This window comes from Shimia sp. R9_2, assembly GCF_017743735.1.
In the GTDB taxonomy this organism is placed as follows: domain Bacteria; phylum Pseudomonadota; class Alphaproteobacteria; order Rhodobacterales; family Rhodobacteraceae; genus Shimia.
Window position 1 is genome coordinate 444,295 of sequence record NZ_JAGHRO010000001.1, and the last position, 20,338, is coordinate 464,632.

General features: G+C 60.4%; 23 protein-coding genes. 12 read left to right on the forward strand and 11 right to left on the reverse strand.

Annotation, left to right across the window (positions count from 1 at the left end; translation table 11 throughout):
- The first annotated feature begins 117 nt into the window (after positions 1-117).
- On the forward strand, positions 118-1,446 hold the full coding sequence (locus tag J7400_RS02060) for a DUF2793 domain-containing protein (RefSeq protein WP_209058449.1): 1,329 nt from the start codon (positions 118-120) through the stop codon (positions 1,444-1,446).
- A gap of 47 nt (positions 1,447-1,493) precedes the next feature.
- On the opposite strand, the gene msrA is transcribed toward J7400_RS02060, so the two are convergent.
- The 5 genes from msrA to J7400_RS02085 form a co-directional block, all read right to left on the reverse strand.
- A complete protein-coding gene (gene msrA / locus J7400_RS02065) occupies positions 1,494-1,994 on the reverse strand; it encodes a peptide-methionine (S)-S-oxide reductase MsrA (protein ID WP_209058450.1) in 501 nt (166 codons plus the stop codon).
- Complete coding sequence (gene msrB, locus J7400_RS02070) at positions 1,991-2,443, reverse strand: peptide-methionine (R)-S-oxide reductase MsrB (protein ID WP_209058451.1); 453 nt, start codon at positions 2,441-2,443, stop codon at positions 1,991-1,993. The genes msrA and msrB overlap by 4 nt, the downstream gene beginning before the upstream one ends.
- 136 nt (positions 2,444-2,579) lie before the next feature.
- Complete coding sequence (locus J7400_RS02075) at positions 2,580-2,987, reverse strand: thioredoxin family protein (RefSeq protein WP_209058452.1); 408 nt, start codon at positions 2,985-2,987, stop codon at positions 2,580-2,582.
- A gap of 15 nt (positions 2,988-3,002) precedes the next feature.
- Positions 3,003-3,716, reverse strand: a complete 714-nt coding sequence (locus J7400_RS02080) for a cytochrome c biogenesis CcdA family protein (RefSeq protein ID WP_209058454.1) — start codon at positions 3,714-3,716, stop codon at positions 3,003-3,005.
- Between the two features lie 57 nt (positions 3,717-3,773).
- On the reverse strand, positions 3,774-4,658 hold the full coding sequence (locus J7400_RS02085; RefSeq protein WP_209058456.1) for a DMT family transporter: 885 nt from the start codon (positions 4,656-4,658) through the stop codon (positions 3,774-3,776).
- A gap of 226 nt (positions 4,659-4,884) precedes the next feature.
- Between J7400_RS02085 and J7400_RS21385 the strand changes: the two genes are divergently transcribed.
- The 4 genes from J7400_RS21385 (at position 4,885) to J7400_RS02105 (ending at position 7,756) form a co-directional block, all read left to right on the forward strand.
- Positions 4,885-5,541, forward strand: a complete 657-nt coding sequence (locus J7400_RS21385; protein WP_209058458.1) for a potassium channel family protein — start codon at positions 4,885-4,887, stop codon at positions 5,539-5,541.
- Complete coding sequence (locus J7400_RS02095) at positions 5,538-5,906, forward strand: VOC family protein (RefSeq protein WP_209058460.1); 369 nt, start codon at positions 5,538-5,540, stop codon at positions 5,904-5,906. The genes J7400_RS21385 and J7400_RS02095 overlap by 4 nt, the downstream gene beginning before the upstream one ends.
- Positions 5,907-5,978: 72 nt before the next feature.
- The gene (gene aroC / locus J7400_RS02100; protein WP_209058462.1) at positions 5,979-7,085 is read left to right on the forward strand and encodes a chorismate synthase; all 1,107 of its coding nucleotides are present in this window, start codon (positions 5,979-5,981) and stop codon (positions 7,083-7,085) included.
- Positions 7,085-7,756 (forward strand): HD domain-containing protein, encoded by a 672-nt coding sequence (locus J7400_RS02105; RefSeq protein ID WP_209058464.1) that lies wholly within the window; start codon positions 7,085-7,087, stop codon positions 7,754-7,756. The genes aroC and J7400_RS02105 overlap by 1 nt, the downstream gene beginning before the upstream one ends.
- A gap of 72 nt (positions 7,757-7,828) precedes the next feature.
- Here J7400_RS02105 and J7400_RS02110 read toward each other — a convergent pair whose 3' ends face one another.
- Entirely contained in the window at positions 7,829-8,752 is a 924-nt protein-coding gene (locus J7400_RS02110) for a DMT family transporter (RefSeq protein ID WP_209058466.1), read from the reverse strand.
- A 124-nt stretch (positions 8,753-8,876) separates the two neighbouring features.
- Entirely contained in the window at positions 8,877-9,746 is an 870-nt protein-coding gene (locus J7400_RS02115) for a branched-chain amino acid aminotransferase (protein ID WP_209058468.1), read from the reverse strand.
- A gap of 178 nt (positions 9,747-9,924) precedes the next feature.
- Here J7400_RS02115 and J7400_RS02120 point away from each other — a divergent pair, with 178 nt between their 5' ends.
- From J7400_RS02120 to dxs, 6 genes are all read left to right on the forward strand, one after another.
- The gene (locus J7400_RS02120; RefSeq protein WP_209058472.1) at positions 9,925-10,422 is read left to right on the forward strand and encodes a MarR family transcriptional regulator; all 498 of its coding nucleotides are present in this window, start codon (positions 9,925-9,927) and stop codon (positions 10,420-10,422) included.
- Positions 10,423-10,446: 24 nt separating this feature from the next.
- A complete protein-coding gene (locus J7400_RS02125; protein WP_209058473.1) occupies positions 10,447-11,148 on the forward strand; it encodes a response regulator in 702 nt (233 codons plus the stop codon).
- Positions 11,149-11,213: 65 nt separating this feature from the next.
- Positions 11,214-12,149, forward strand: coding sequence for a histone deacetylase family protein (locus J7400_RS02130; RefSeq protein WP_209058477.1), 936 nt, complete (start codon positions 11,214-11,216; stop codon positions 12,147-12,149).
- The gene (locus J7400_RS02135) at positions 12,146-12,388 is read left to right on the forward strand and encodes an exodeoxyribonuclease VII small subunit (protein ID WP_168590799.1); all 243 of its coding nucleotides are present in this window, start codon (positions 12,146-12,148) and stop codon (positions 12,386-12,388) included. Before J7400_RS02130 ends, J7400_RS02135 begins: the two co-directional genes overlap by 4 nt.
- A gap of 35 nt (positions 12,389-12,423) precedes the next feature.
- On the forward strand, positions 12,424-13,293 hold the full coding sequence (locus J7400_RS02140) for a farnesyl diphosphate synthase (RefSeq protein WP_209058484.1): 870 nt from the start codon (positions 12,424-12,426) through the stop codon (positions 13,291-13,293).
- Between the two features lie 14 nt (positions 13,294-13,307).
- Positions 13,308-15,236 (forward strand): 1-deoxy-D-xylulose-5-phosphate synthase, encoded by a 1,929-nt coding sequence (gene dxs, locus J7400_RS02145; RefSeq protein WP_209058486.1) that lies wholly within the window; start codon positions 13,308-13,310, stop codon positions 15,234-15,236.
- A gap of 148 nt (positions 15,237-15,384) precedes the next feature.
- Here dxs and J7400_RS02150 read toward each other — a convergent pair whose 3' ends face one another.
- Positions 15,385-16,239: an SDR family oxidoreductase gene (locus tag J7400_RS02150; protein ID WP_209058488.1), complete on the reverse strand. Its 855-nt coding sequence runs from the start codon at positions 16,237-16,239 to the stop codon at positions 15,385-15,387.
- Positions 16,240-16,319: 80 nt separating this feature from the next.
- Here J7400_RS02150 and J7400_RS02155 point away from each other — a divergent pair, with 80 nt between their 5' ends.
- Positions 16,320-16,952, forward strand: coding sequence for a class I SAM-dependent methyltransferase (locus J7400_RS02155; protein ID WP_209058489.1), 633 nt, complete (start codon positions 16,320-16,322; stop codon positions 16,950-16,952).
- Here the strand turns inward: J7400_RS02155 and J7400_RS02160 are convergent.
- The 3 genes from J7400_RS02160 to J7400_RS02170 are packed head-to-tail and all read right to left on the reverse strand — an operon-like array spanning position 16,925 to position 20,180.
- The gene (locus J7400_RS02160) at positions 16,925-17,374 is read right to left on the reverse strand and encodes a DUF1810 family protein (RefSeq protein ID WP_348540096.1); all 450 of its coding nucleotides are present in this window, start codon (positions 17,372-17,374) and stop codon (positions 16,925-16,927) included. The two genes, J7400_RS02155 and J7400_RS02160, sit on opposite strands and share 28 nt — an antisense overlap.
- Complete coding sequence (locus J7400_RS02165; RefSeq protein WP_209058491.1) at positions 17,371-18,156, reverse strand: carnitinyl-CoA dehydratase; 786 nt, start codon at positions 18,154-18,156, stop codon at positions 17,371-17,373. The genes J7400_RS02160 and J7400_RS02165 overlap by 4 nt, the downstream gene beginning before the upstream one ends.
- On the reverse strand, positions 18,153-20,180 hold the full coding sequence (locus J7400_RS02170; protein WP_209058493.1) for an acetate--CoA ligase family protein: 2,028 nt from the start codon (positions 20,178-20,180) through the stop codon (positions 18,153-18,155). The genes J7400_RS02165 and J7400_RS02170 overlap by 4 nt, the downstream gene beginning before the upstream one ends.
- Positions 20,181-20,338: the final 158 nt, after the last annotated feature.

A 20,338-nucleotide genomic window follows, 5' to 3' on the forward strand; every position in this document is an offset into this window, starting at 1 on the left:
GTGTGCGGGGTTTTTCTGTGTCAGGCACACCAGCGTGCGGTGGTGTCAGGAAGTGTTTATCTCTCTTGCGCAGGGTTTGGGCAGTTTTGGCCACAACTGCCTGAGAAGGACCGCGCGATGCCCCAGAGATCCCCGAACCTCGATATGCCTTATATTCAGCCGTCGCAGGCGCAGAAGCATGTCACCCACAATGAGGCGATAGAGCAGCTGGATGCGCTGGTCGGGCTGTCGGTGAAGGCTTTTGATGCGGTGGAGCCGCCTGCCAATCCGGCGGAAGGGGAGCGCTATGCGCTTGGGGCAGGCGCGAATGGGGATTGGGTCGGGCAGGACGGGATGCTGGCGGTCTGGGCCAATGGCGGCTGGCTGTATTTGACCCCGCAAGAAGGCTGGCGTGCCTTTGGCGAGGCGGAGCAGGCGTTGCGGATTTATCGTGGCGGGCAATGGACCGGGCTGTCCTTTGACCAGCTGGGGCTGGGGGCGACGCCGGATGCGGTGAACCGGCTTTCGGTGGCGGCAGAGGCGACGCTGTTCTCGCATGACGGGGCAGGGCATCAGCTGAAGCTGAACAAGGCATCCGCTGGCGACACAACCTCGCTGTTGTTTCAATCCAATTGGACCGGCCATGCGGAGATGGGGCTGGCGGGGGAGAACGATTGGTCGATCAAAGTCTCGCCGGATGGGAGCAATTGGACAACAGCGCTCAAGGTTGCGGCGTCGACGGGGCATTTGAGTGGGAGTGCGGTGCAGGCGGATGCGCTGGATGCCACTGAGGGACGGCTGCTGACGGTGGGTGGCTTTGGGCTTGGAAGCGGTGCAGCACCGGAGGTGACGGATCTGAATGCAGCAAGTTCAGGTGGAATAGTCTCTGTCAATGCTGACACTGCCACCAATGTGCCGACAGGGTTGAGCGGGCGGCATGCGGTTTTGGTGGCGAAATCAGAATCCGATGGCGGGTTTCAGATGTTGTGTGATCAGGGTGGTGGGGCGCTTTATCTGCGGCGGCTTGATGGTGGTGTTTGGGGCGCGTGGCAGCGGCTTTGGGACAGTGGGTCGCTGGTGGGCAGCGTCTCAGAGAGCGGCGGCATGCCCACGGGAGCGGTGATCGAGCAGGGGAGCGGTGCCAATGGGGCTTTCACCAAATGGGCGGATGGGACGATGATCTGTGCGCATGCGCTGGACCTGAGCTTTGATGCTGTGCATCGGCTGGCCGCTGACTGGAGCTACCCAGCGGGTTTTGCCGCACCACCGGCGGTGACTGCGACGCTGGATGGGGACGATCTGGCCGCCAATGCCACGCCGGTTGCAAGCGAGGTTGGCGCCGTGGGGATGGAAGCGGTGGGCGCTAGTTCCGCGCGGGCGGCGCTGCACCGGATCAGTGGGCTGACAGATTTTGCGACTGGAGATAGCGCACGGGTCTATCTGAGCGCGCAGGGGCGATGGCTTTAAACAAAAGCCCCGGCGCATGGCCGGGGCTTGGAATGTTACGCTGAACTTTACCCTGCGCGTTTGGGCAGGACCCAGTCGGGGCGGGCGAAGTGGCAGGTGTAGCCGCCTTTGTTTTTCTCCAGATAGTCCTGATGATACTCTTCGGCTTCCCAGAAGTCGCTGACGGCTGTGACTTCGGTGACGACTTTGCCGGGCCAGAGACCGGAGGCTTCGACGTCCTTGATGGTGTCAATCGCCATCTCTTTCTGCGCCTCATCCACATAGAAGATGGCGGAGCGGTAGGAGGTGCCGATGTCGTTGCCCTGACGGTTCACCGTGGTCGGGTCATGGATCTGGAAGAAGAACTCCAGCAGTTTGCGGAAAGAGGTCTTTGCCGGATCAAAGGTGATTTCGATGGCCTCGGCATGGGTGCCGTGATTTTTGTAAGTCGCATTGGGGACATCGCCGCCGGTGTAGCCTACGCGGGTTGCCAGAACCCCATCCATCTTCCGGATCAGGTCTTCCATGCCCCAGAAGCAGCCGCCTGCCAGTACTGCGCGTTCGCTCATTGGTCGATCTCCTTTACTTGGTCGAGATAGGCGCCATAGCCCTCTGCCTCCATATCGTCGCGATGCACGAAACGCAAAGAGGCGGAGTTGATGCAGTAGCGCAGCCCGCCGCGGTCGCGGGGACCGTCAGGGAACACATGGCCCAGATGGCTGTCGCCGTGCTTGGAGCGCACTTCGGTGCGGATCATGCCGTGGGTGCTATCATGATGTTCGGTGACAAAGGCCGCTTCCACCGGTTTGGTGAAGCTGGGCCAGCCGCAGCCGCTTTCATATTTGTCAGAGCTGACAAAGAGCGGCTCGCCAGAGACAACATCCACATAGAGGCCGGGTTCTTTATTATACAAAAGCTTGCCGGAGCCCGGGCGCTCTGTCCCGTTTTCCTGTGTGACCCAGAATTGTTCGTCATTCAGGGCTGCAATGGCATCCATATCACGTCTGTAGGTGGTCATTGGCCTCTCCTTCCCGCGCTGCGACTTTGCAGCGGCGTGTCTCTTTTCTCCCTTGGAATATGGGAGATATGGAGGTGATGAAAAGGGGGATCACGCCAGCGTCATGATAACCGAGGCTGGCGTGGCGTTTGCGAGATCAGGCGTTTGCGGCGCTGAGGGCGGTGTCCAGCAGGCCTTTGATCTGGGATTTGGAGGTGCCTGCAACGATGCGACCAAGCTCTTGATCACCTTTCAGCACCACCAATGTAGAGCGGCGCGGGATCTTGAGGCTCTTGGTCAGCTCCGCCTTGCGGTAGGTGTCCCAGTCGACCTTGATGAAGGTGATGGTCTCGCCATAGGCCGGGTTTTCGTCGATCAGTTCGTTTACCACGCGCTCTTGCGTGGCGCAGGTGGCGCACCAGGTCGCGGAGAAATCAAGGAAGACGATGTCTCCCTTGGCGAGGTGCTGCTTCACGAGGCCGGGGGTGTAGTCGGTGGCGGCGCGGCTGGCAAAAGGCGCCAGAAGCGACGCGGCTGCGGCGGTCAGGAATGTGCGGCGGTGCATGGAAAACTCCTTTGATTAAACGGATACAGACAAGTCGATGAGCCATGCCGGCATGATGCTGAGCAGCCAGCCTTCGATCACGTGATGCAGGCTGAAGAAGAGCGCGAGGCCGGTGGCAAGGAAGATGGCGCCCATGATGGGGCGGGATTTTGCGGCGATGGCGCGCATGGTGGCCTGATGGCGGCCGATGGTGGAGCGCGCGCCGTAGCCAAGGCCCAAGATCAGCGTGGAGACACCGGCGGCAAAAGCGACCATGATCAGCGCGGCAAAGCCGAGGTTTTCCCCTTGGCTCGCCAGAGAAATGGCGCCGCCCAGTGTTGGGCCAATGCAGGGGGACCAGACCGCCCCCAAGAGCAGGCCACCAAGGAACTGGCCGCGCAGGGTGGAATTGTCCACCGCGTCCATGCCGCTGTCTGCCTTGGCGGCAACACCGGCGGTGGCGGTGGAAAACGCCATGGAGAAGCGCGGAACCAGCAGGATGGCCCCGAAGACGATCATCAGAACCGCACCGGCCTGAGACAGGGTTTCCGGTGTCAGACCGATGGCATAGCCAAAGGTGGTCACGAGCATGCCCAGCACCACGAAGCTGATGCTCATCCCAAGGGCGAGCGCGGCAGGGCCATGTTTGGAGGCCTGAAGGGCGGTGGCCAGAACAATCGGCAACACGGGCACCACACAGGGGTTGATCAGGGTCAGCAGCCCTGCGGCATATGCAAAGACAAATTCCATGGCCACCTTTTGCCAAGGCGGCGCTGTTCTGTCATGTGAAACCCGTCTGACAGGTGATCACGTGGTCGTGTGAATTTGTTTCGTCTGTTTGGAGAGTTGCACCGCGAGGATGCCTGCGCAAATGACGATCACGCCGATGATGTCGGTCATCTGGAGCCGCTCACCCAGCACAAAGGCGGCGATGGCGACACCGAAAAACGGGTTTAGAAAATGAAAGGTAGAGGCTTTGACGGCGCCGATGCGGCCCACCAGCGCAAACCAGATCCAGGTGGCGAGCAGGCCGGGGACGAGCACGGTGTAGGCAAAAGCGGTGATCATCGCAGGGTTCCAGTTGAACGCCCAGGTTTCAAATATCAGCGATGCAAAAAACAGCGTTATGGAGCCGACAAACATCTGCAGGCCAACGATCATCAGGACATTGCCACCACCGGAGGCATTGCGCACGGTGAGCGTGGCCACTGCGAGGGCCAGCGCGGCGATGACACAGAGCAGCACGCCAAAGAGATCCACACCCTGTTGCAGGCGGCCCGCCATGATCAGGATCACGCCGCCAAAGCCGACGATCAACCCGATGGCAGCAACAGGTGTCAGGCGCTCGCCCAGCACCGACCAGCCCAGAAGCGCCACGATGAGCGGCATGGTGGAGGCGATGATGGAGGCCAGCGAGGCTTCGACCGTGGTCATGGCGGTAAAATTCAGACCCAGATACAGCGCGTTCTGGCAGAGGCCAAAGATCAGGGTTGCGCGCCATTGAGAGGGGGTAAGCTTCCAGCTTTGCCCCAGCGCGCGGGCGATCAGCACGCCGATTGTGCCCGCCAGTGCAAACCGCAGAGACGAAATCGCAAGCGGCGGGGCGTCAGCCACAATAATGCGGGCGGAGGTGAAGGCTGAGGACCAGATCAGGGCAAACAGCAGCCCCATGCCTATTGCGCGAAAGTCCATCCAGCCGGTCTCAACTTATTGTATTGTGTGTAGGTTTTTTCGATGTAACCCCATCAGAGGTTGTGTCGCAACCAGACAGTTGGCAGAGGATTGAGGCGTAGGGTTGCAACGAGCTTGGCAGCACGGGCCTCGCGGCGGCGCTTGCCAAGCGGCTTTTCTTGCGCGGGACGTTGCGACTAGGGTGAGGAAACGCCGACATTTGGGGCGTGAATTTGAGGGCAGACAGGTGAGTGAAACGACGGATATTCCGGCCCCGACTGGCTTTATTCAGACCCATCGATGGTCGATCCTGCTGGCGTTGCTGGTGGCGCTGATCCTTCTGGACGGGTTTGAAGACCGCGTGCATTGGGCGGATACCGCGGGGCTTTGGGGGCTGAGCCTGTTGTTTCTGGGCGTTGTTGGGGCCACCGGGCGCAACACGGTTCTGCGCTTTGTCATCGGCGTGCCAGTGCTGATCTGGATCGCGCTGATCGTGCTAAACGAATTTGCCGGTGTCAGAGTGGACGGCAGCCTGGCCATTCTGGCAGGGATTTTGCTGTTTGGGTCGATGCTCACCAGTTTCTGGCAGCTGATTGGGCCGGTGCATTCCGAATATGAGCGGCTGTCCAGCGGGGTGTTTGGCTATCTGTTGATGGCGATGCTGTGGGGCGTGATTTACTGGCGGATCGAGGCGGTGCATCCCGGGTCTTTCAACTTGCCGGGGGATGTTGGGGACGAGCGCGCGCCGTTTGTCTATTTCTCGATGATCACCATGACAACGGTGGGCTATGGCGAGATGACCCCGGCGGCGAGCCTGCCGCGGGTGTTGACCGGATTGCAGGCGATTGTGGGCACGATGTTTGTGGCGATCTTTATCGGGCGGATTGTGGGGCGGCTGAAATGAAGGGTGTGCAGTATCAGATCACCTGGGTTTATACCGAGGCGCTTGCGCCCTGTGTGACCTTCTATCGCGACACGCTGGGGCTGCCGGTTGCACATGATGCGGGCAGCGCGATGATATTTGAGAAAGCGCCCGGTGCGCGCATTGGTGTGTGCGAGGCTTTTGGGGATCGGGTGGTGCAGCCCGAAGGCAGCATGATCACACTTGTGGTGGAGGATCGCACCGCCGTGGATAGAGCCTATACCACCCTAAAAGCGGCCAAAGTCGCCCTGCGGGGCGCACCGGAAGAGATGGCGCGCTTTGGCATCTACAGCTTTTTCTGCACCGATCCGAACGGGTATCAGATCGAGGTGCAGTGTTTTCTTTAGGATAGGGTTGCGAGAGTCTCCTTCCCCATAGCGCGCATTCTGTTTAAAGGTGCCACAAACAGGAGCCTGCGCATGTCGATGAATAGCTTTGGACACCTTTTCCGCGTCACCACCTGGGGTGAGAGCCATGGGCCTGCGCTGGGCGCGACCGTGGATGGCTGCCCTCCCGGTGTGCCTGTGGATGAGGCGATGCTGCAGCATTGGCTGGACAAGCGCCGCCCGGGCCAGAACAAGAACACCACCCAGCGCAATGAGCCGGATGCGGTGAAAATCTTGTCGGGCGTGTTTGAGGGCAAGACCACAGGCACCTCGATCCAGTTGATGATCGAAAACACCGATCAGCGCAGCCGCGATTATGGCGAGATCAGCCAGACGTTTCGCCCGGGCCACGCCGACATCACCTATCATCTGAAATACGGCAATCGCGACTACCGCGGTGGCGGTCGCAGCTCTGCGCGCGAAACGGCGGCGCGTGTGGCCGCGGGCGGCATCGCGCGTGAAGCGATCAAGGCGCTGGCCCCCGATCTTGAGATCAAGGGCTACATGACCAAGATGGGCGCGCTTGAGATCGACCGCGAGAATTTCCAGTGGGATGCGATTGACCGCAATGATTTCTGGATTCCGCAGTCAGCCGATGTGGCGCAGGAGTGGGAAGACTACCTGCAGGCGCTGCGCAAGGAGCACGACAGTGTCGGCGGCGTGATTGAGGTGGTGGCGCGTAATGTGCCTGCCGGGATCGGTGCGCCGATTTACAGCAAGCTCGACACAGATCTGGCCGCAGCGATGATGTCGATCAACGCCGTCAAAGGTGTGGAGATCGGTGAAGGTATGGCCGCCGCCGGGCTGAAAGGCTCGGAAAATGCGGATGAGATTTTCATGGGCAATGACGGCCAGCCGGTGTTCTCCTCCAACCATGCGGGCGGCATTCTGGGTGGCATTTCCACGGGTCAGGACGTTGTGGTGCGTTTTGCGGTGAAGCCGACAAGCTCTATCCTCACCCCGCGCAAGTCGATCCGCAAAGATGGCAGCCCCACCGAAGTGATCACCAAAGGGCGGCACGATCCTTGTGTGGGCATCCGCGCGGTGCCGGTGGGCGAGGCGATGATGGCCTGTGTGATTCTGGATCACCTGCTGCTGCATCGCGGTCAGGTCGGAGAAAATCAGGGTAAGATTGGCTGATGCTGGACGGGACGGAATTGCAGGAGCTGAGAACGGCGCTGCGAGACGTCGCCGCAGAGCGCATGGCACAGGACAGCGGCCATGATCTGGCGCATCTGGATCGTGTCTGGTCCAATGCGCAACGGCTGGCCCGTTCCGAAGGCGAAGTGGATCTGAAAATCCTTCTGGGTGCGGCCTATCTGCATGATCTGGTGAACCTGCCCAAAAACGCCCCGAACCGCTCCAAGGCCAGCACTTTGGCAGCTGCTGCGGCCGCGCCGGTTCTGCGCGAACTGGGGTTTGACAATCATCAAGTTGCCGCCACGCAGCATGCGATTGCGGCACATAGCTTTTCAGCCGGACTTGCACCCAAATCCAAAGAGGCACGGATATTGCGGGATGCGGACAGGCTGGATGCGCTGGGCATGATCGGGATTGCCCGCACTTTTGCGGTGAGCGGGGCTTTGGGCACGCCGCTTTATGATCCTCAGGATCCGTTTGCCACATCGCGGGACTTGGATGATGGCGCCTTTGCGCTGGATCATTGGCCGGTGAAGCTGTTCCGTTTGCCGGAAGACATGTTAACCCAGGCAGGCAAAGCCATCGCAAAAGAGCGTGTCGCCAATATGCGCCGTTATGCAGCGGTTTTGGCGAGTGAGCTGGGCATCGTTCTGCCAGACAGCTGGAGCTGAGAGCGCGCCGGCGTTCGCGGGGTTATCCACTGGACGTGGAACTTACCAAGGCAGTTTTGTCGATAGGCTTGGTTATCCCTGCGGTGTGATGCCGGGGCGTGCTTTGCCGCGCTTGAGGCCAAGCTGGCGTTCCCGCCAGATGATCAGGAAGCCGGCAAGGATCACCACAGCCGCGCCAATCAGCATCTGCGGTGTGGGCACTTCGGCGAACCAGACGTAGCCGATGAGCAGGGCAAACAGCATGGCAACATAGTCAAACGGGGCCACCACGGAGGCGGGGGCAAAGCGGTAGCAGGAGGTGAGCAGGATTTGTGCAAACCCGCCGATGAGGCCCGCGATTGTGAGCATGATGGCCTGCTCCCATGTGGGGATCACCCAACCAAAGGGCACCGTGAGCAGGGACAGGCAGGTCGCCGTGAGCGAGAAGTAAAACACAATCGCCGAGGTCTGGTCGGTCTGCACAAGTTTGCGGATGTGGATCTGGGCAAGCGCGCGGAAGGCGGCAGAGCCGAGCACCAGCATGACCCCCAACGTGGCCAGCGTGGCTGCCTGACTTTCGTCAAAGATGGTGATGCGGGGCCAGAGAACGATGGTCACCCCCACAAGGCCCAGACCGACCGCGGACAGTCGGAAAGCGCGTACCTCTTCGCCCAGGAACATGGCGGCAAAAATCACTGTGAGCAGCGGGGCGGCAAAGCCGATGGCGGTGACTTCGGGCAGCGGCAAAAGGCCAAGGGCGGCGAAGTTCATCCCCATGGAGGTGGTGCCGATCACCCCGCGCCAGACATGCCCCATGCCGTTTTTGACACGCAGGCCCTGTGGCATCTCTCCCCGGTAGATCAGCCAGCCAAAAATCACGAAGAGGGCAAAGAAGGAGCGGAAAAACACCGCTTGGCCAGCGGGGACATCAGAGGCGGTGGCTTTGATCAGCGCGGCCATGACGGAAAACAGCGCGATGGCGCAGATTTTCAGGGCGATGCCTTTGAGAGGGTTCATGGGGATGTCCGACGCTGACGTAAGGTGCGGCAACACTGGACCGGAGGCTCTGGGATGGCAAGGCAGAGGCCCAAAACAAATCAGAGGCCCGCAGGCCCCTGATCATTTCGCAGATTGTGTCGCCTTAGGAGCGAACAAGCTTTTCGTAGGATTCCGCGATGTCGCGGGTGATGTCGCCAACCTCAAAGGTGTAGTCGCCAATCTGGCCCACCGGGGTCACTTCGGCGGCGGTGCCGGTTAGCCAGCACTGCTCAAAGTCGGCCAGCTCTTCGGGCATGATGTGGCGCTCGATCACGTTGATGCCTTTGTCTTTCAGCATGCCGATCACGGTCTGACGGGTGATGCCGTTGAGGAAGCAATCAGGCGTCGGTGTGTGCACTTCGCCGTCTTTCACAAAGAAGATGTTTGCGCCGGTCGCCTCCGCCACATAGCCGCGGTAATCCATGAAGAGCGCGTCAGAGCAGCCTTTGGCTTCGGCTTTGTGCTTGGAGATGGTGCAGATCATATAGAGACCTGCGGCCTTGGCGTGCACCGGAATGGTTTCCGGGCTGGGGCGTTTCCACTCTGCGATGTCGAGCTTGGCGCCCTGCATCTTGGCGTCGCCGTAGTAAGCGCCCCAGGGCCAAACCGCGATGGCCACGCGCACCGGGTTGGCCGCTGAGGCGACACCCATGTCGTCACCGGAGCCGCGCCACACAACCACGCGCACATAGGCGTCTTGCAGGCCGGACTTCCTCAGGGTTTCCTGCTTGGCCGCTTCCAGCTCCTCAAGGGAGAGTGGCATCGGCATGTCCAGCGCCTCAGCGCTTTTGAACAGGCGTTCGTTGTGCTCGCGGCTTTTGAAGATTTTGCCGTTGTAGGCGCGCTCGCCCTCAAACACGGAGCTGGCGTAATGCAGCGCGTGGCTCAGGACGTGGACCTTGGCCTCGCGCCAGTCCACAAATTCGCCATCCATCCAGATGACGCCGTCACGATCGTCATATGCACCCGCCATGGTCGTTCCTTTCGCCTTTCAGAGCTCATCTCAGTTTTCATTTGTTGCGTCGTAAATGGCCGATCCGGTCATAATGTTGCGCAAATCCTGCGATTCGCTATCAGTTAGGACTTGGAGTGTCAACAAAGCTGACGTATTGTGACGGTCAAAGCGGTCAATTGTGATCTCAGGAGGTATCATGGGCGAGGGCATACGCAGCGAAAGCTTGCTCTATCTCACCGACGAGCAGCTGCGTCAGGGCATTGAGGCGATGTATTTCGCCTATCGAGGTTTTACCGCGGATCCGGACCGTATTCTGGAGAGCATGGCCTACGGGCGGGCGCATCATCGGGCGATCCATTTCATCAACCGCGCGCCGGGCACCACGGTGACCAACCTGCTGGCGATGCTGGGAGTGACCAAGCAGTCCCTCAACCGTGTGTTGCGCACCCTGATCGAGGATGGGCTGGTGGAGAGCCGGGTGGGTACCTCCGACCGGCGTGAGCGCAACCTCTATTTAACCGAGGCTGGTGTAGCCTTGGAAAACCGTCTGTCGGACTCCCAGCGCACCCGGATGCGCAGCGCGTTTCGCGATGCCGGCCCGGAGGCAGTCGCGGGGTTCCGCCGTGTGCTTGAGTCGATGATGGACGGCGAGCTGCGTCGGCAGTATTTGTCGTTGCGGGAAACTGGTCAATAATTGGGCCGATGAGGAAACCAGAGCATGAATGACATTGCCCCGCATTTGCTGATTGTGGATGACGATGAACGCATCCGCACCTTGCTGCGTAAATTTTTGATGCGGCACGGATTTCTGGTGACCGCCGCGCGGGACGCAGATCACGCGCGCCGCATTTTGTCGGGGCTGGATTTTGATCTGCTTGTGCTGGATGTGATGATGCCGGGCGAAGATGGCGTGAGCTTGACGCGTAGCATCCGCGAGGACTCCGAAACCCCTGTGTTGCTGTTGACCGCGAAGGGTGAGACAGAAGACCGGATCGCCGGTCTGGAAGCAGGGGCGGATGATTATCTGGCCAAGCCGTTTGAACCCAAAGAGCTGTTGCTGCGCATCAACGCGATTTTGCGGCGCATGCCGGAGGTCGATGAAGCGGCGACGGTGCCCAAGGTGCTGCATCTGGGCGACATCCGCTATGACATTGATCGCGGGGAGATGTGGCAGGGCGAGGAGCCCGTGCGCCTGACAGCCACCGAAAGCCAATTGATGCGCATTTTCTCCAAAACGCCGGGCGAGCCGATCAGCCGGAGCACATTGGTAGAAGAGCTTGGCCGCGACAAAGGTCAGGCGCAGGAGCGGGCGGTGGATGTGCAGATCACCCGGTTGCGGCGCAAGATTGAAGAAGATCCAAAGCAGCCTCGCTATCTGCAGACGGTGCGCGGTGCGGGCTATATGCTGGCGCCAGATTGAAGCGTTTGAGCATAAGATTTTAGGCCTCCGGCGGGGATATTTAGAGCAAGAGGAAGGGGGCAGTGATGACAACAGCGCTTTTTGGTCACGAGAGTTCATTGGGGCATGTGACGCCAAGCGGGCATCCGGAACAGGTGGCGCGGATTGAGCACATCATGGCGGCGCTGAAGGGGCCGAGTTTTGCGGCGCTGGATCGTCGGGACGCGCCTGCCTGCAGCGATGATGATATTCTGCTGTGCCATCCCCAAACACATCTTGATGCCATTGCGGCGGCTGCCCCAGCAAACGGTACTGTGGCGTTGGACGCTGATACGCATATGTCGCCGGGGTCGCTGGCAGCGGCGCGTCATGCGGTTGGCGGCTGTATTGCTGCGGTGGATGCGGTGCTTGCGAGAGAAGTGGGCAATGCTTTTGTGGCCTGTCGTCCTCCGGGGCATCATGCCGAGACATCCACACCCATGGGGTTTTGCCTGTTTGGCAATGCGGCCATCGCGGCGAAACATGCGCTGGAGCGCCATGGGTTAAGCCGTGTGGCGGTGGTGGATTTTGACGTTCACCACGGCAATGGCACGCAGGATCTGTTGTGGAATGAGAGCCGCAGCCTGTTTGTTGGCAGTCATCAGAACCCGCTTTGGCCCGGCACAGGTATGCCGGAAGAGACCGGCGGTCATAACAATGTGATGAACCTGCCGTTGCCGCCACACAGCGACGGACGGCTGATGCGTGCCACCTACGAAGCGGAGGTGTTTCCCGCGCTGGCGCGGTTTGAGCCCGAGCTGGTGATCATTTCGGCAGGCTTTGACGCCCATGCGGACGATCCTTTGGCGCAGCTTAATTGGCGGGAAGACGACTTTGCCTGGTTGACAGAGCGGCTCTGTGATGTGGCGGATCAACATGCCGAAGGTCGGGTGGTCTCGACTTTGGAAGGGGGATATGATCTGAACGCGCTTGCGGCCTCGGTGGCCGCACATGTCAGCGTTTTGATGGAGAGAGCCGGATGAGTGACACGCCTGTGGAAGAGATGAGCTTTGAAGCGGCCATGCGGGAGCTGGAGCAGGTTGTGGGCCAGCTGGAACGCGGCGACGTGGAGTTGGAGAAATCCATTGCCCTTTATGAGCGTGGCGCGGCGTTGAAGGCGCGTTGTGAGGCCAAGCTCAAAGAGGCTGAGGAAAAGGTGGCGGCGATCACCTTGGATGGCAACGGAAATCCGGCCGGTTTGACCCCGGTTGAGGGGATGTGAGGCCGCTGCGCCTTTGATAAAGGACTCGCCGGATCATGTTTGAGACCAGATTGAAAGAGGCCGCCCAGCAGGTTGAGGCCCATTTGCAGCATGTGATGGCGCCTTTGGGCGATTTGCCGGTGGTGGAGGCCATGCGCTATGCCAGCGCGGGCGGAAAGCGGCTGCGGGCGTTTCTGGTGCTGGAAAGCGCGCGCCTGCATGGTGTGGCTGCCGAGCACGCGATCTGGCCTGCCACGGCGATTGAGGCGATCCATGCCTATTCGCTTGTGCATGATGATCTGCCCTGCATGGACGATGACGACATGCGCCGGGGGCTGCCCACCACCCATGTGAAATGGGATGAGTGTACCGCTGTTCTGGCGGGAGACGCGCTGCAGACGCTCGGGTTTGAATGTGTGAGCCGGCAGGAATGCCACCCGGAGGCGGTGGTGCGCGCAGAGTTGACTGTGACGCTGGCCCGAGCGGCAGGCGCGCAGGGGATGGTTTTGGGGCAGGCGCTTGATATTGCGGCTGAAACGGCACCTGCGCCTTTGACGCTTGAAGAGATCACCCGATTGCAGGCCGGTAAGACCGGTGCGTTGATTGCCTGGTCCGCCACCGCAGGCGCGGTGATGGCGCAGGCGGAGACTACGCCGCTGATGCGCTATGCCAACGACCTTGGGCTGGCGTTCCAGATTGCCGATGACATTCTGGATGTGGAAGGCGACGCGGCCAAAGTTGGCAAGGCGGTTGGCAAAGATGCGGATGCTGGCAAGGCGACCTTTGTCTCGCTTTTGGGTCTGGAAGGCGCCAAAGCGCGTGCCCGCGACCTTGTGGCAGATGCCTGTGACGCGCTTTCCTCCTATGGTAAGGATGCTGATGCCTTGCGGGAGGCGGCGCGCTTCGTTATCTCGCGGGACAGCTAAGCGGAGGACGCCCCATGTCAGCCAGACCACAGACGCCACTCCTGGATCAGGTCACCCATCCGGAAGACCTGAAACGGTTTTCTGACAGCGAGTTGACGGCGCTGGCCCATGAGCTGCGCGCGGAGACCATCTCTGCGGTCAGTGAGACCGGCGGGCACCTTGGTGCGGGTCTTGGTGTTGTGGAGCTGACTGTTGCGCTGCATTCGGTGTTTGAGACACCACGTGACAAGATCATCTGGGACGTGGGCCACCAGTGCTATCCGCATAAGATCCTGACCGGGCGGCGGGACCGCATTCGCACCCTGCGCCAGCAGGACGGCCTGTCGGGTTTCACCAAGCGCAGCGAAAGTGTCTATGACCCCTTTGGTGCGGCGCATTCCTCTACATCGATTTCTGCGGCGCTCGGCTTTGCCACGGCGCGCGATCTTGGCGGGCAATGTGACGGCGGGCTGGGCGATGCGATTGCGGTGATCGGCGATGGCTCGATCACGGCGGGCATGGCTTATGAGGCGATGAACAACGCAGGTCATCTGGGCAAGCGGATGTTTGTGGTGCTGAACGACAATGACATGTCGATTGCGCCGCCTGTGGGGGCGATGAGCGAATATCTTTCACGCCTCTATGCGGGAGAGCCGTTTCAGGAATTCAAATCCGCCGCCAAAGGCGCTGTGAGCCTGTTGCCAGAGCCGTTCCGCGAAGGGGCGAAACGCGCTAAGGATATGCTGAAGGGCATGGCTGTGGGCGGTACGTTGTTTGAACAGCTCGGCTTTAGCTATGTGGGGCCGATTGATGGCCACGACATGGGCCAGCTGTTGCCGCTTCTGCGGACCTTGCGCCAACGGGCGACCGGGCCGGTGATGCTGCATGTGATCACCAAGAAGGGCAAAGGCTATGCCCCGGCGGAGGCCGCGCGCGACAAAGGCCATGCCACGGCGAAATTTGACGTGGTGACCGGCAAACAGTTCAAAGCGCCGTCCAATGCGCCGAGCTATACCTCTGTCTTTGGCGAAGCGCTGGTGCAGGAGGCCGCAGAGGACAGCCGGATTTGTGCGGTGACCGCCGCGATGCCGGATGGCACCGGGCTGAACCTTTTTGCCGAGCGCTATCCCAGCCGCTGTTTTGATGTGGCGATTGCCGAGCAGCACGGGGTGACTTTTTCCGCGGCTCTGGCGGCGGGCGGGATGAAACCGTTCTGTGCGATGTATTCGACTTTCTTGCAGCGTGGCTATGATCAGGTTGTACATGATGTGGCGATTCAGCGCCTTCCGGTGCGTTTTGCGATTGACCGTGCCGGGCTTGTGGGCGCCGATGGGGCGACACATGCGGGCAGCTTTGACGTGGCCTTTATGGCAAACCTGCCGGGCATGGTGGTGATGGCTGCGGCGGATGAGGCGGAGCTGAAACATATGGTGGCCACGGCTGCGGCGCATGACGAGGGGCCGATTGCCTTCCGTTATCCGCGCGGTGAAGGCGTGGGCGTGGATGTGCCGGAGCGCGGCGAGATTCTTGAGATCGGCAAGGGCCGGATGGTGCAGGAGGGTAGCCGGGTGGCGCTTCTGTGCTTTGGCACGCGCCTGGAAGAGGCCAAGAAAGCCGCCGAGGCACTTTCGGCCAAGGGCATCACGCCAACCATCGCGGATGCACGGTTTGCCAAGCCGCTTGATAAGGCGCTGATCCTGGAGCTGGCAGCCAATCATGAAGCGTTGATCACCATCGAAGAGGGCGCAGTGGGCGGCTTTGGCAGCCATGTGGCGCAGCTTTTGGCCGAGGAAGGCGTCTTTGATGAGGGGCTGAAATACCGCTCTATGGTGCTGCCGGATATTTTCATCGATCAGGCGAGCCCAAAGACGATGTATGACATCGCTGCGATGAATGCGGAGCACATTGAGGCCAAAGTGCTGGATGTGCTGGGTGTGGCGTCGCTGGGCAGCAAACGGGCCTGAATTACTTCCTGAACGCGGATAGGGGCGCTGCCCCTGCCACCGCAAGCGGTGGCCACCCCAGGATATTTGCCGAATGAGAAGACGTTTGAGCGCCGGGGCCGGCAAACGAGCCGGGCGGCGCTCTGAGTATGTCGCTTTGGCGCGCGTGTTAGCGTTGCTCTTCTTCCAGCATGGCTTTGAGCGCATCCCGGTAGTTGGGGTATTTCAACGCAACGCCGAGTTCTTCTTTGATGCGGGTGTTGCGCACGCGTTTGCTGTCTGAATAAAAACTGCGCGCCATCGGGCTCATATCCGCTTCTTCAAACGGGATTTCCGGAGGCGGATCCATTCCAAGCAATTCGGCGGCGTAGGCGAGAATATCCTGTGGCGGGGCGGGGGTGTCGTCACAGACGTTGTAGATGCGCCCGGGATTTGGGGCCAGCATTGACGCCTCAAGAACCCGTGCGATGTCGTCTACATGGGCGCGGGAAAACACCTGATTTTTCTTGATGATCCGGCGCGCGGTGCCGCGGCGGAGTTTTGCAAACGGGCCGCGGCCGGGGCCGTAGATGCCTGCGAGGCGGAAAATATGCAGCGGCAGATCCGGCACAGAGGACCATTCAGCCTCTGCTTTCACACGCATCTGGCCGCGGATGCCGCCGGGATCAAGCGGGGTCTCTTCGTCCACCCAGCCGCCGTCCATATCGCCGTAAACCCCTGTGGTGGAGAGGTAGCCAACCCATTCCAGCCGTTGCGAGGCTGCCTGAAGCGCATATCGGCCAATCTGCAGCACGGGATCGCCGTCATCATCCGGACGGATCGAGCTGAGAACATGGGTGACGTTTTGCAGCGCATCGTCAAAATTGATCGGCCAATGCAGAGGCGTGACCCCTTGGGCGCGCAGCTTGTCAGCCTGATCCGGGTCGCGGTAGGTGCCAAGGATGGTCCAACCCTGGGGCAGCAAACGCTTTGCCAGTGCCTGGGCGGAGTATCCGTGACCTAGGGAGAGGAGGGTTTTGCTCATGGGGGCACAGTGCCTTTCCCTGTCAGGAGGAGCAAGGGGGCGGGGTTGATTTTAGACATGATGATGGGGTGAGATAACGCATGTGTGCAAAATCGAAACCTGATCTGGACGCGGCCTATGCGCTTAAAACGCCGGAGGATTCCCGACGCCTCTATGCTGCATGGGCGGAAACCTATGATGCCGGGTTCGCAGAGGCGTCTGATTATGTATTGCCCAAAAAAGTGGCGGAGCAGTTTGTCGATGCAGGCGGAGGTGGGGCAGTTTTGGATATTGGTGCGGGAACCGGGTTATGTGGCCAGGCGCTCGCAGTGCTTGGGGTGACGCAGGTTGATGGCACCGATATTTCGCCTGAAATGTTAGAGGTCGCACAGAAAAAGCGAGTCTATTCCACCCTATTTACTGCGGATGTGACCCTCGGGTTACCGGTTTCGGACGGTCATTATGATGGGGTTGTCAGCTCCGGCACTTTTACAAATGGTCATGTGGGACCTGGCGCTCTGGATGAGCTGTTGCGGGTTACGCGGGCAGGTGGGCTTTTGGCGTTGTCGATCAATGGAGTGCATTTTGAGACATGGGGATTTGCGCAAAAACTAGACGCCCTTGCAGGGCAGATAGTGGACCTGCGTTTGCCGGAGATACGGTTTTACGGGGCGCATGCCACCGGCGCACATAAGGATGATACGGGTTATGTAGCGTTGTTTCGAAAGCGCTGAACATGAGCCTCGGTTTCGGGGCATTTTTGCCCGCCGTAGAACATCGTGAGCACTTCGGTAAACGCCGGGTCGGCATTGTCGATGGAAGCAAAGAGCGTCGCCGTGCTGCGGACCTTGAGCTCGTCCACCGGCCCCAATATGTCGACGATGGGTGTGGTACGGTGCCGGAGCAGGGCGTTGCACATCTCGATGAGGCGGGGGCCCAACAGCGGATGTTTGAGGTAGGCGGTGGCCTCTCTGAGATCTGCCAGACCGTAGTCGTGGGCGCGTTGTGAACGGCCCAAAATGCGCAGCTGCGGCATTTCCCACCAGATCCAATGGGTGACTTTGTGCCCGGCAGTGAGTTCGGCCAAAGCCTGCGTGTGGGTCTCTGCCTGTTGGGGCAGAAACCGCGCGAGATCATGGATGTCCGGTCGGCTCACTTGCCTTTCCAGACAGGGTCACGTTTTTCGGCAAAGGCACGGGCGCCTTCGAGCTGATCCTCGCTGTCGTAAAGTACATCAACGCTGCGCAGCTGGCGCTGGGTGATGCGGTTCATCGCGTCTTGGAATTTGGCATCCTCCGCGTCGCGCACGATCTCCTTGATCGCGGCATAGACCAGCGGTGGGCCGGAGGCGAGCAGGCGGGCCTGCTCCCATGCGCGGTCCATAAGGCTCGCTGCTGGCACAATTTCATTCACGAGCCCCCAGCGGTGGGCCTCTTCGGCATCAAACCAGCGCCCCGTCAGAAGGAGCTCCATGGCGATGTGATACGGGATGCGTTTGGGCAGTTTCACAGAGGCCGCATCCGCGACAGTGCCGGAGCGGATTTCGGGCAGCGCAAAGGAGGCGTGGTCGGCCGCGATGATGATGTCGGCGGACAAAGCGAGCTCCAGCCCGCCACCGCAGGCAATACCGTTCACGGCGGCAATCACCGGCTTGTTCATGTCGCGCAGCTCTTGCAGGCCGCCAAAGCCGCCAACGCCGTAGTCGCCATCCACCGCGTCGCCATCTGCGGCGGCTTTCAGATCCCAACCTGGGCAGAAGAATTTCTCGCCGCCGCCTGTAAGAATGGCCACGCGCAGGTCGGGGTCATCGCGGAAGTCGCGGAAGACCTCGCCCATGATCCGACTGGTGACAAGGTCGATGGCGTTGGCTTTGGGGCGGTCCAAGGTGACCTCAAGGATGGCACCGTCGCGCCGGGTTTTTACGGGACTGTCGGTCATGACATCTCCTTTCGTATCAGCGCATCTGCAGCCACAGCACGTGTGGGCGTGCAGATCAGCGGGTTGATTTCAACCTCTTCCAAGGTGGAAGCATTGGCAAGAACATAGGCTTGAAGCGCCTCTGTTGCGTCGAGAATGGCGTCTATGTTCGCAGCATCGCCTCCACGATAGCCAGTGAGTAATTTGGCCGATTTCAGCTGCATTAGAGACTGATATAGGTGATCTCGGTTTGCTGGAACGAGAAGTGATACGCTGTCTTCCATCAGTTCCGTGAGCACGCCGCCTGCTGCCAGTGTGAGCACAAAACCATGTGCCGGATCACGGGTGATGCCGATCAAAAGCTCAGCCACCCCGCCATTGACCATCTCTTCGATCAGGAAGTGATCGGTTGGCATGGCAGCGGCCGCAGTATCGAGATCTTCCGGTGTCAGGTTGAGTTTGACGGCCCCGACTTCGGTTTTGTGGGCGATGCCCTGACCTTTGAGCACGAGAGGAGGCGAAAAGTTTTTCGCGAGCTTGGTGAGATTGCCAATGTCCTCGCGGGAGGCTGATTGGTGCGCCGGGATATCCAGCCCATGTTCGGCGAGTGCGCGCTTTGCTTCCAATTCACTGAGCACGGTGGCATTTGTTGGTGCGCCTGGCAGTGCGAGAGGGAGGGGTTCTGGAGCAGTTATGCTGGCAGCCGCATCTGTTGCTGCAAGCGCTTCGTGCAGGCCATGAAAAGGCACAACTTCACCTGAAATCAGTTCTTCAGCCACATCGGCAGGCATGAGTTCAGGCAGGCTAGCGACCACGGCGATGGAGCCTCCTGTGCGTTTGCGTGCGCCAATGGCTGCTGCGGTTGCGCAATCCCAATCCGTGCGGTTTTCATGCGGGTAGTCGACCACGGTGAACGTCATGGCGGTGTCGGGCGTCATCATGGCAGACCAGGCGCGTGTCATCGCCGCTTCGTCGCGCCAGATGTAGGTGTGGTAGTCCAACGGATTGGCCAGGGCGACCATTGGGCCAAGCACGTCGCGTAGCTCTCGGGTTTGGTCTTGCGTGAGCGGGGCGAAGCGCAGTTTTGTGCCAAGCGCGGTGTCGGCCATCAGGCTGGCCTCGCCGCCCGAACAGCTAATCGAGGCAATGTTGCGCCCTTTCGGCACGCCGACCATATGCAGGAGCTTGAGGGTTTCGAGAAACACGGGAAGCTCTGCCACGCGGGCAAAGCCAAGTCGGGAGAGCAAGGCGCGCGCGCCGGCGTCACTTCCGGCCAAAGAGGCGGTGTGAGAGATGGTTGCGGCTTGTGCCTCGTCGCTGGCCCCCACTTTGAGCGCGACAACCGGGACGCCTTTTTTATAGGCCTTGTGCGCAAACGCCTCCCAGGCGCGCAGATCGGTGAAACCCTCGATATGGAGGCCAATTGCTGTGACGCGCGGGTCATCCAGAAAAGCAGAGGCAATTTCCGCCTGATTGAGCTGCGCCATGTTTCCGCAGGTGGCGACATAGGCGATGGGCAGGCCGCGGCGCTGGTTGGTGAGATTGATGGCGATGTTTGAGCTTTGTGTGAGGATGGCCACACCCTTGTCGACAGGGCGGCATCCGTGTTGGTCGGGCCAAAGCGCGGCCCCATCCAGCGCGTTGATAAGCCCGTAGCAGTTGGGGCCAAGAATGGGCATATCGCCCGCGGCCGTGATCAGAGCATCCTGAAGGTTGGCTCCCGTGGCGTCCTCGGACGCGGCTTCGGAAAAGCCAGAGGCAAAGCAGACCGCGCCGCCTGCGCCCAACTTTGAGAGCGCGGCAACCGTTTGGATGGTGGCGTGGCGATTGATGCCAATGAAGGTGGCGTCAGGTGGTGCTGGCAGGGCGGCGATGTCAGGGTAGGCGCGCAGGCCCAACACAGACGCGGCTTTGGGATGGACCGGCCAGATGTCTCCGGAGAAGCCAATTTTCTCGCACTGGCGAATGACCTCAGCGCACCATGCGCCGCCGCCGATCACTGCGATGGATTTCGGGCGGATCAGTCTTGAGAGATCGCGGGTCATGATACCGCCCTCTCGCACTGACTTTTGGCCTCCGGCAGGGATATTTGTAGCAAGAGGAAGTAAGGTTTTGTTAACCAGTTTTGCGCAGATTTTTGGGGCGGTACAGGCTGGGAAGCCGATGACCGTGCAAGGGGAAGCCCGAGAGGGTCTTTCTGGAG

What these genes read in the sequence shown, in the direction of transcription:
- J7400_RS02130 (WP_209058477.1), top strand. Translation starts at nt 11,214, where the DNA reads ATGACAACAGCGCTTTTTGGTCACGAGAGTTCATTGGGGCATGTGACG.
- J7400_RS02135 (WP_168590799.1), top strand. Translation starts at nt 12,146, where the DNA reads ATGAGTGACACGCCTGTGGAAGAGATGAGCTTTGAAGCGGCCATGCGG.
- dxs (WP_209058486.1), top strand. Translation starts at nt 13,308, where the DNA reads ATGTCAGCCAGACCACAGACGCCACTCCTGGATCAGGTCACCCATCCG.
- J7400_RS02155 (WP_209058489.1), top strand. Translation starts at nt 16,320, where the DNA reads ATGTGTGCAAAATCGAAACCTGATCTGGACGCGGCCTATGCGCTTAAA.
- J7400_RS02150 (WP_209058488.1), bottom strand. Translation starts at nt 16,239, where the DNA reads ATGAGCAAAACCCTCCTCTCCCTAGGTCACGGATACTCCGCCCAGGCA.
- J7400_RS02140 (WP_209058484.1), top strand. Translation starts at nt 12,424, where the DNA reads ATGTTTGAGACCAGATTGAAAGAGGCCGCCCAGCAGGTTGAGGCCCAT.
- msrB (WP_209058451.1), bottom strand. Translation starts at nt 2,443, where the DNA reads ATGACCACCTACAGACGTGATATGGATGCCATTGCAGCCCTGAATGAC.
- J7400_RS02165 (WP_209058491.1), bottom strand. Translation starts at nt 18,156, where the DNA reads ATGACCGACAGTCCCGTAAAAACCCGGCGCGACGGTGCCATCCTTGAG.
- J7400_RS02170 (WP_209058493.1), bottom strand. Translation starts at nt 20,180, where the DNA reads ATGACCCGCGATCTCTCAAGACTGATCCGCCCGAAATCCATCGCAGTG.
- J7400_RS02125 (WP_209058473.1), top strand. Translation starts at nt 10,447, where the DNA reads ATGAATGACATTGCCCCGCATTTGCTGATTGTGGATGACGATGAACGC.
- J7400_RS02120 (WP_209058472.1), top strand. Translation starts at nt 9,925, where the DNA reads ATGGGCGAGGGCATACGCAGCGAAAGCTTGCTCTATCTCACCGACGAG.
- J7400_RS02060 (WP_209058449.1), top strand. Translation starts at nt 118, where the DNA reads ATGCCCCAGAGATCCCCGAACCTCGATATGCCTTATATTCAGCCGTCG.
- aroC (WP_209058462.1), top strand. Translation starts at nt 5,979, where the DNA reads ATGTCGATGAATAGCTTTGGACACCTTTTCCGCGTCACCACCTGGGGT.
- J7400_RS02080 (WP_209058454.1), bottom strand. Translation starts at nt 3,716, where the DNA reads ATGGAATTTGTCTTTGCATATGCCGCAGGGCTGCTGACCCTGATCAAC.
- J7400_RS02115 (WP_209058468.1), bottom strand. Translation starts at nt 9,746, where the DNA reads ATGGCGGGTGCATATGACGATCGTGACGGCGTCATCTGGATGGATGGC.
- J7400_RS02085 (WP_209058456.1), bottom strand. Translation starts at nt 4,658, where the DNA reads ATGGACTTTCGCGCAATAGGCATGGGGCTGCTGTTTGCCCTGATCTGG.
- J7400_RS02075 (WP_209058452.1), bottom strand. Translation starts at nt 2,987, where the DNA reads ATGCACCGCCGCACATTCCTGACCGCCGCAGCCGCGTCGCTTCTGGCG.
- J7400_RS02105 (WP_209058464.1), top strand. Translation starts at nt 7,085, where the DNA reads ATGCTGGACGGGACGGAATTGCAGGAGCTGAGAACGGCGCTGCGAGAC.
- J7400_RS02110 (WP_209058466.1), bottom strand. Translation starts at nt 8,752, where the DNA reads ATGAACCCTCTCAAAGGCATCGCCCTGAAAATCTGCGCCATCGCGCTG.
- msrA (WP_209058450.1), bottom strand. Translation starts at nt 1,994, where the DNA reads ATGAGCGAACGCGCAGTACTGGCAGGCGGCTGCTTCTGGGGCATGGAA.
- J7400_RS02095 (WP_209058460.1), top strand. Translation starts at nt 5,538, where the DNA reads ATGAAGGGTGTGCAGTATCAGATCACCTGGGTTTATACCGAGGCGCTT.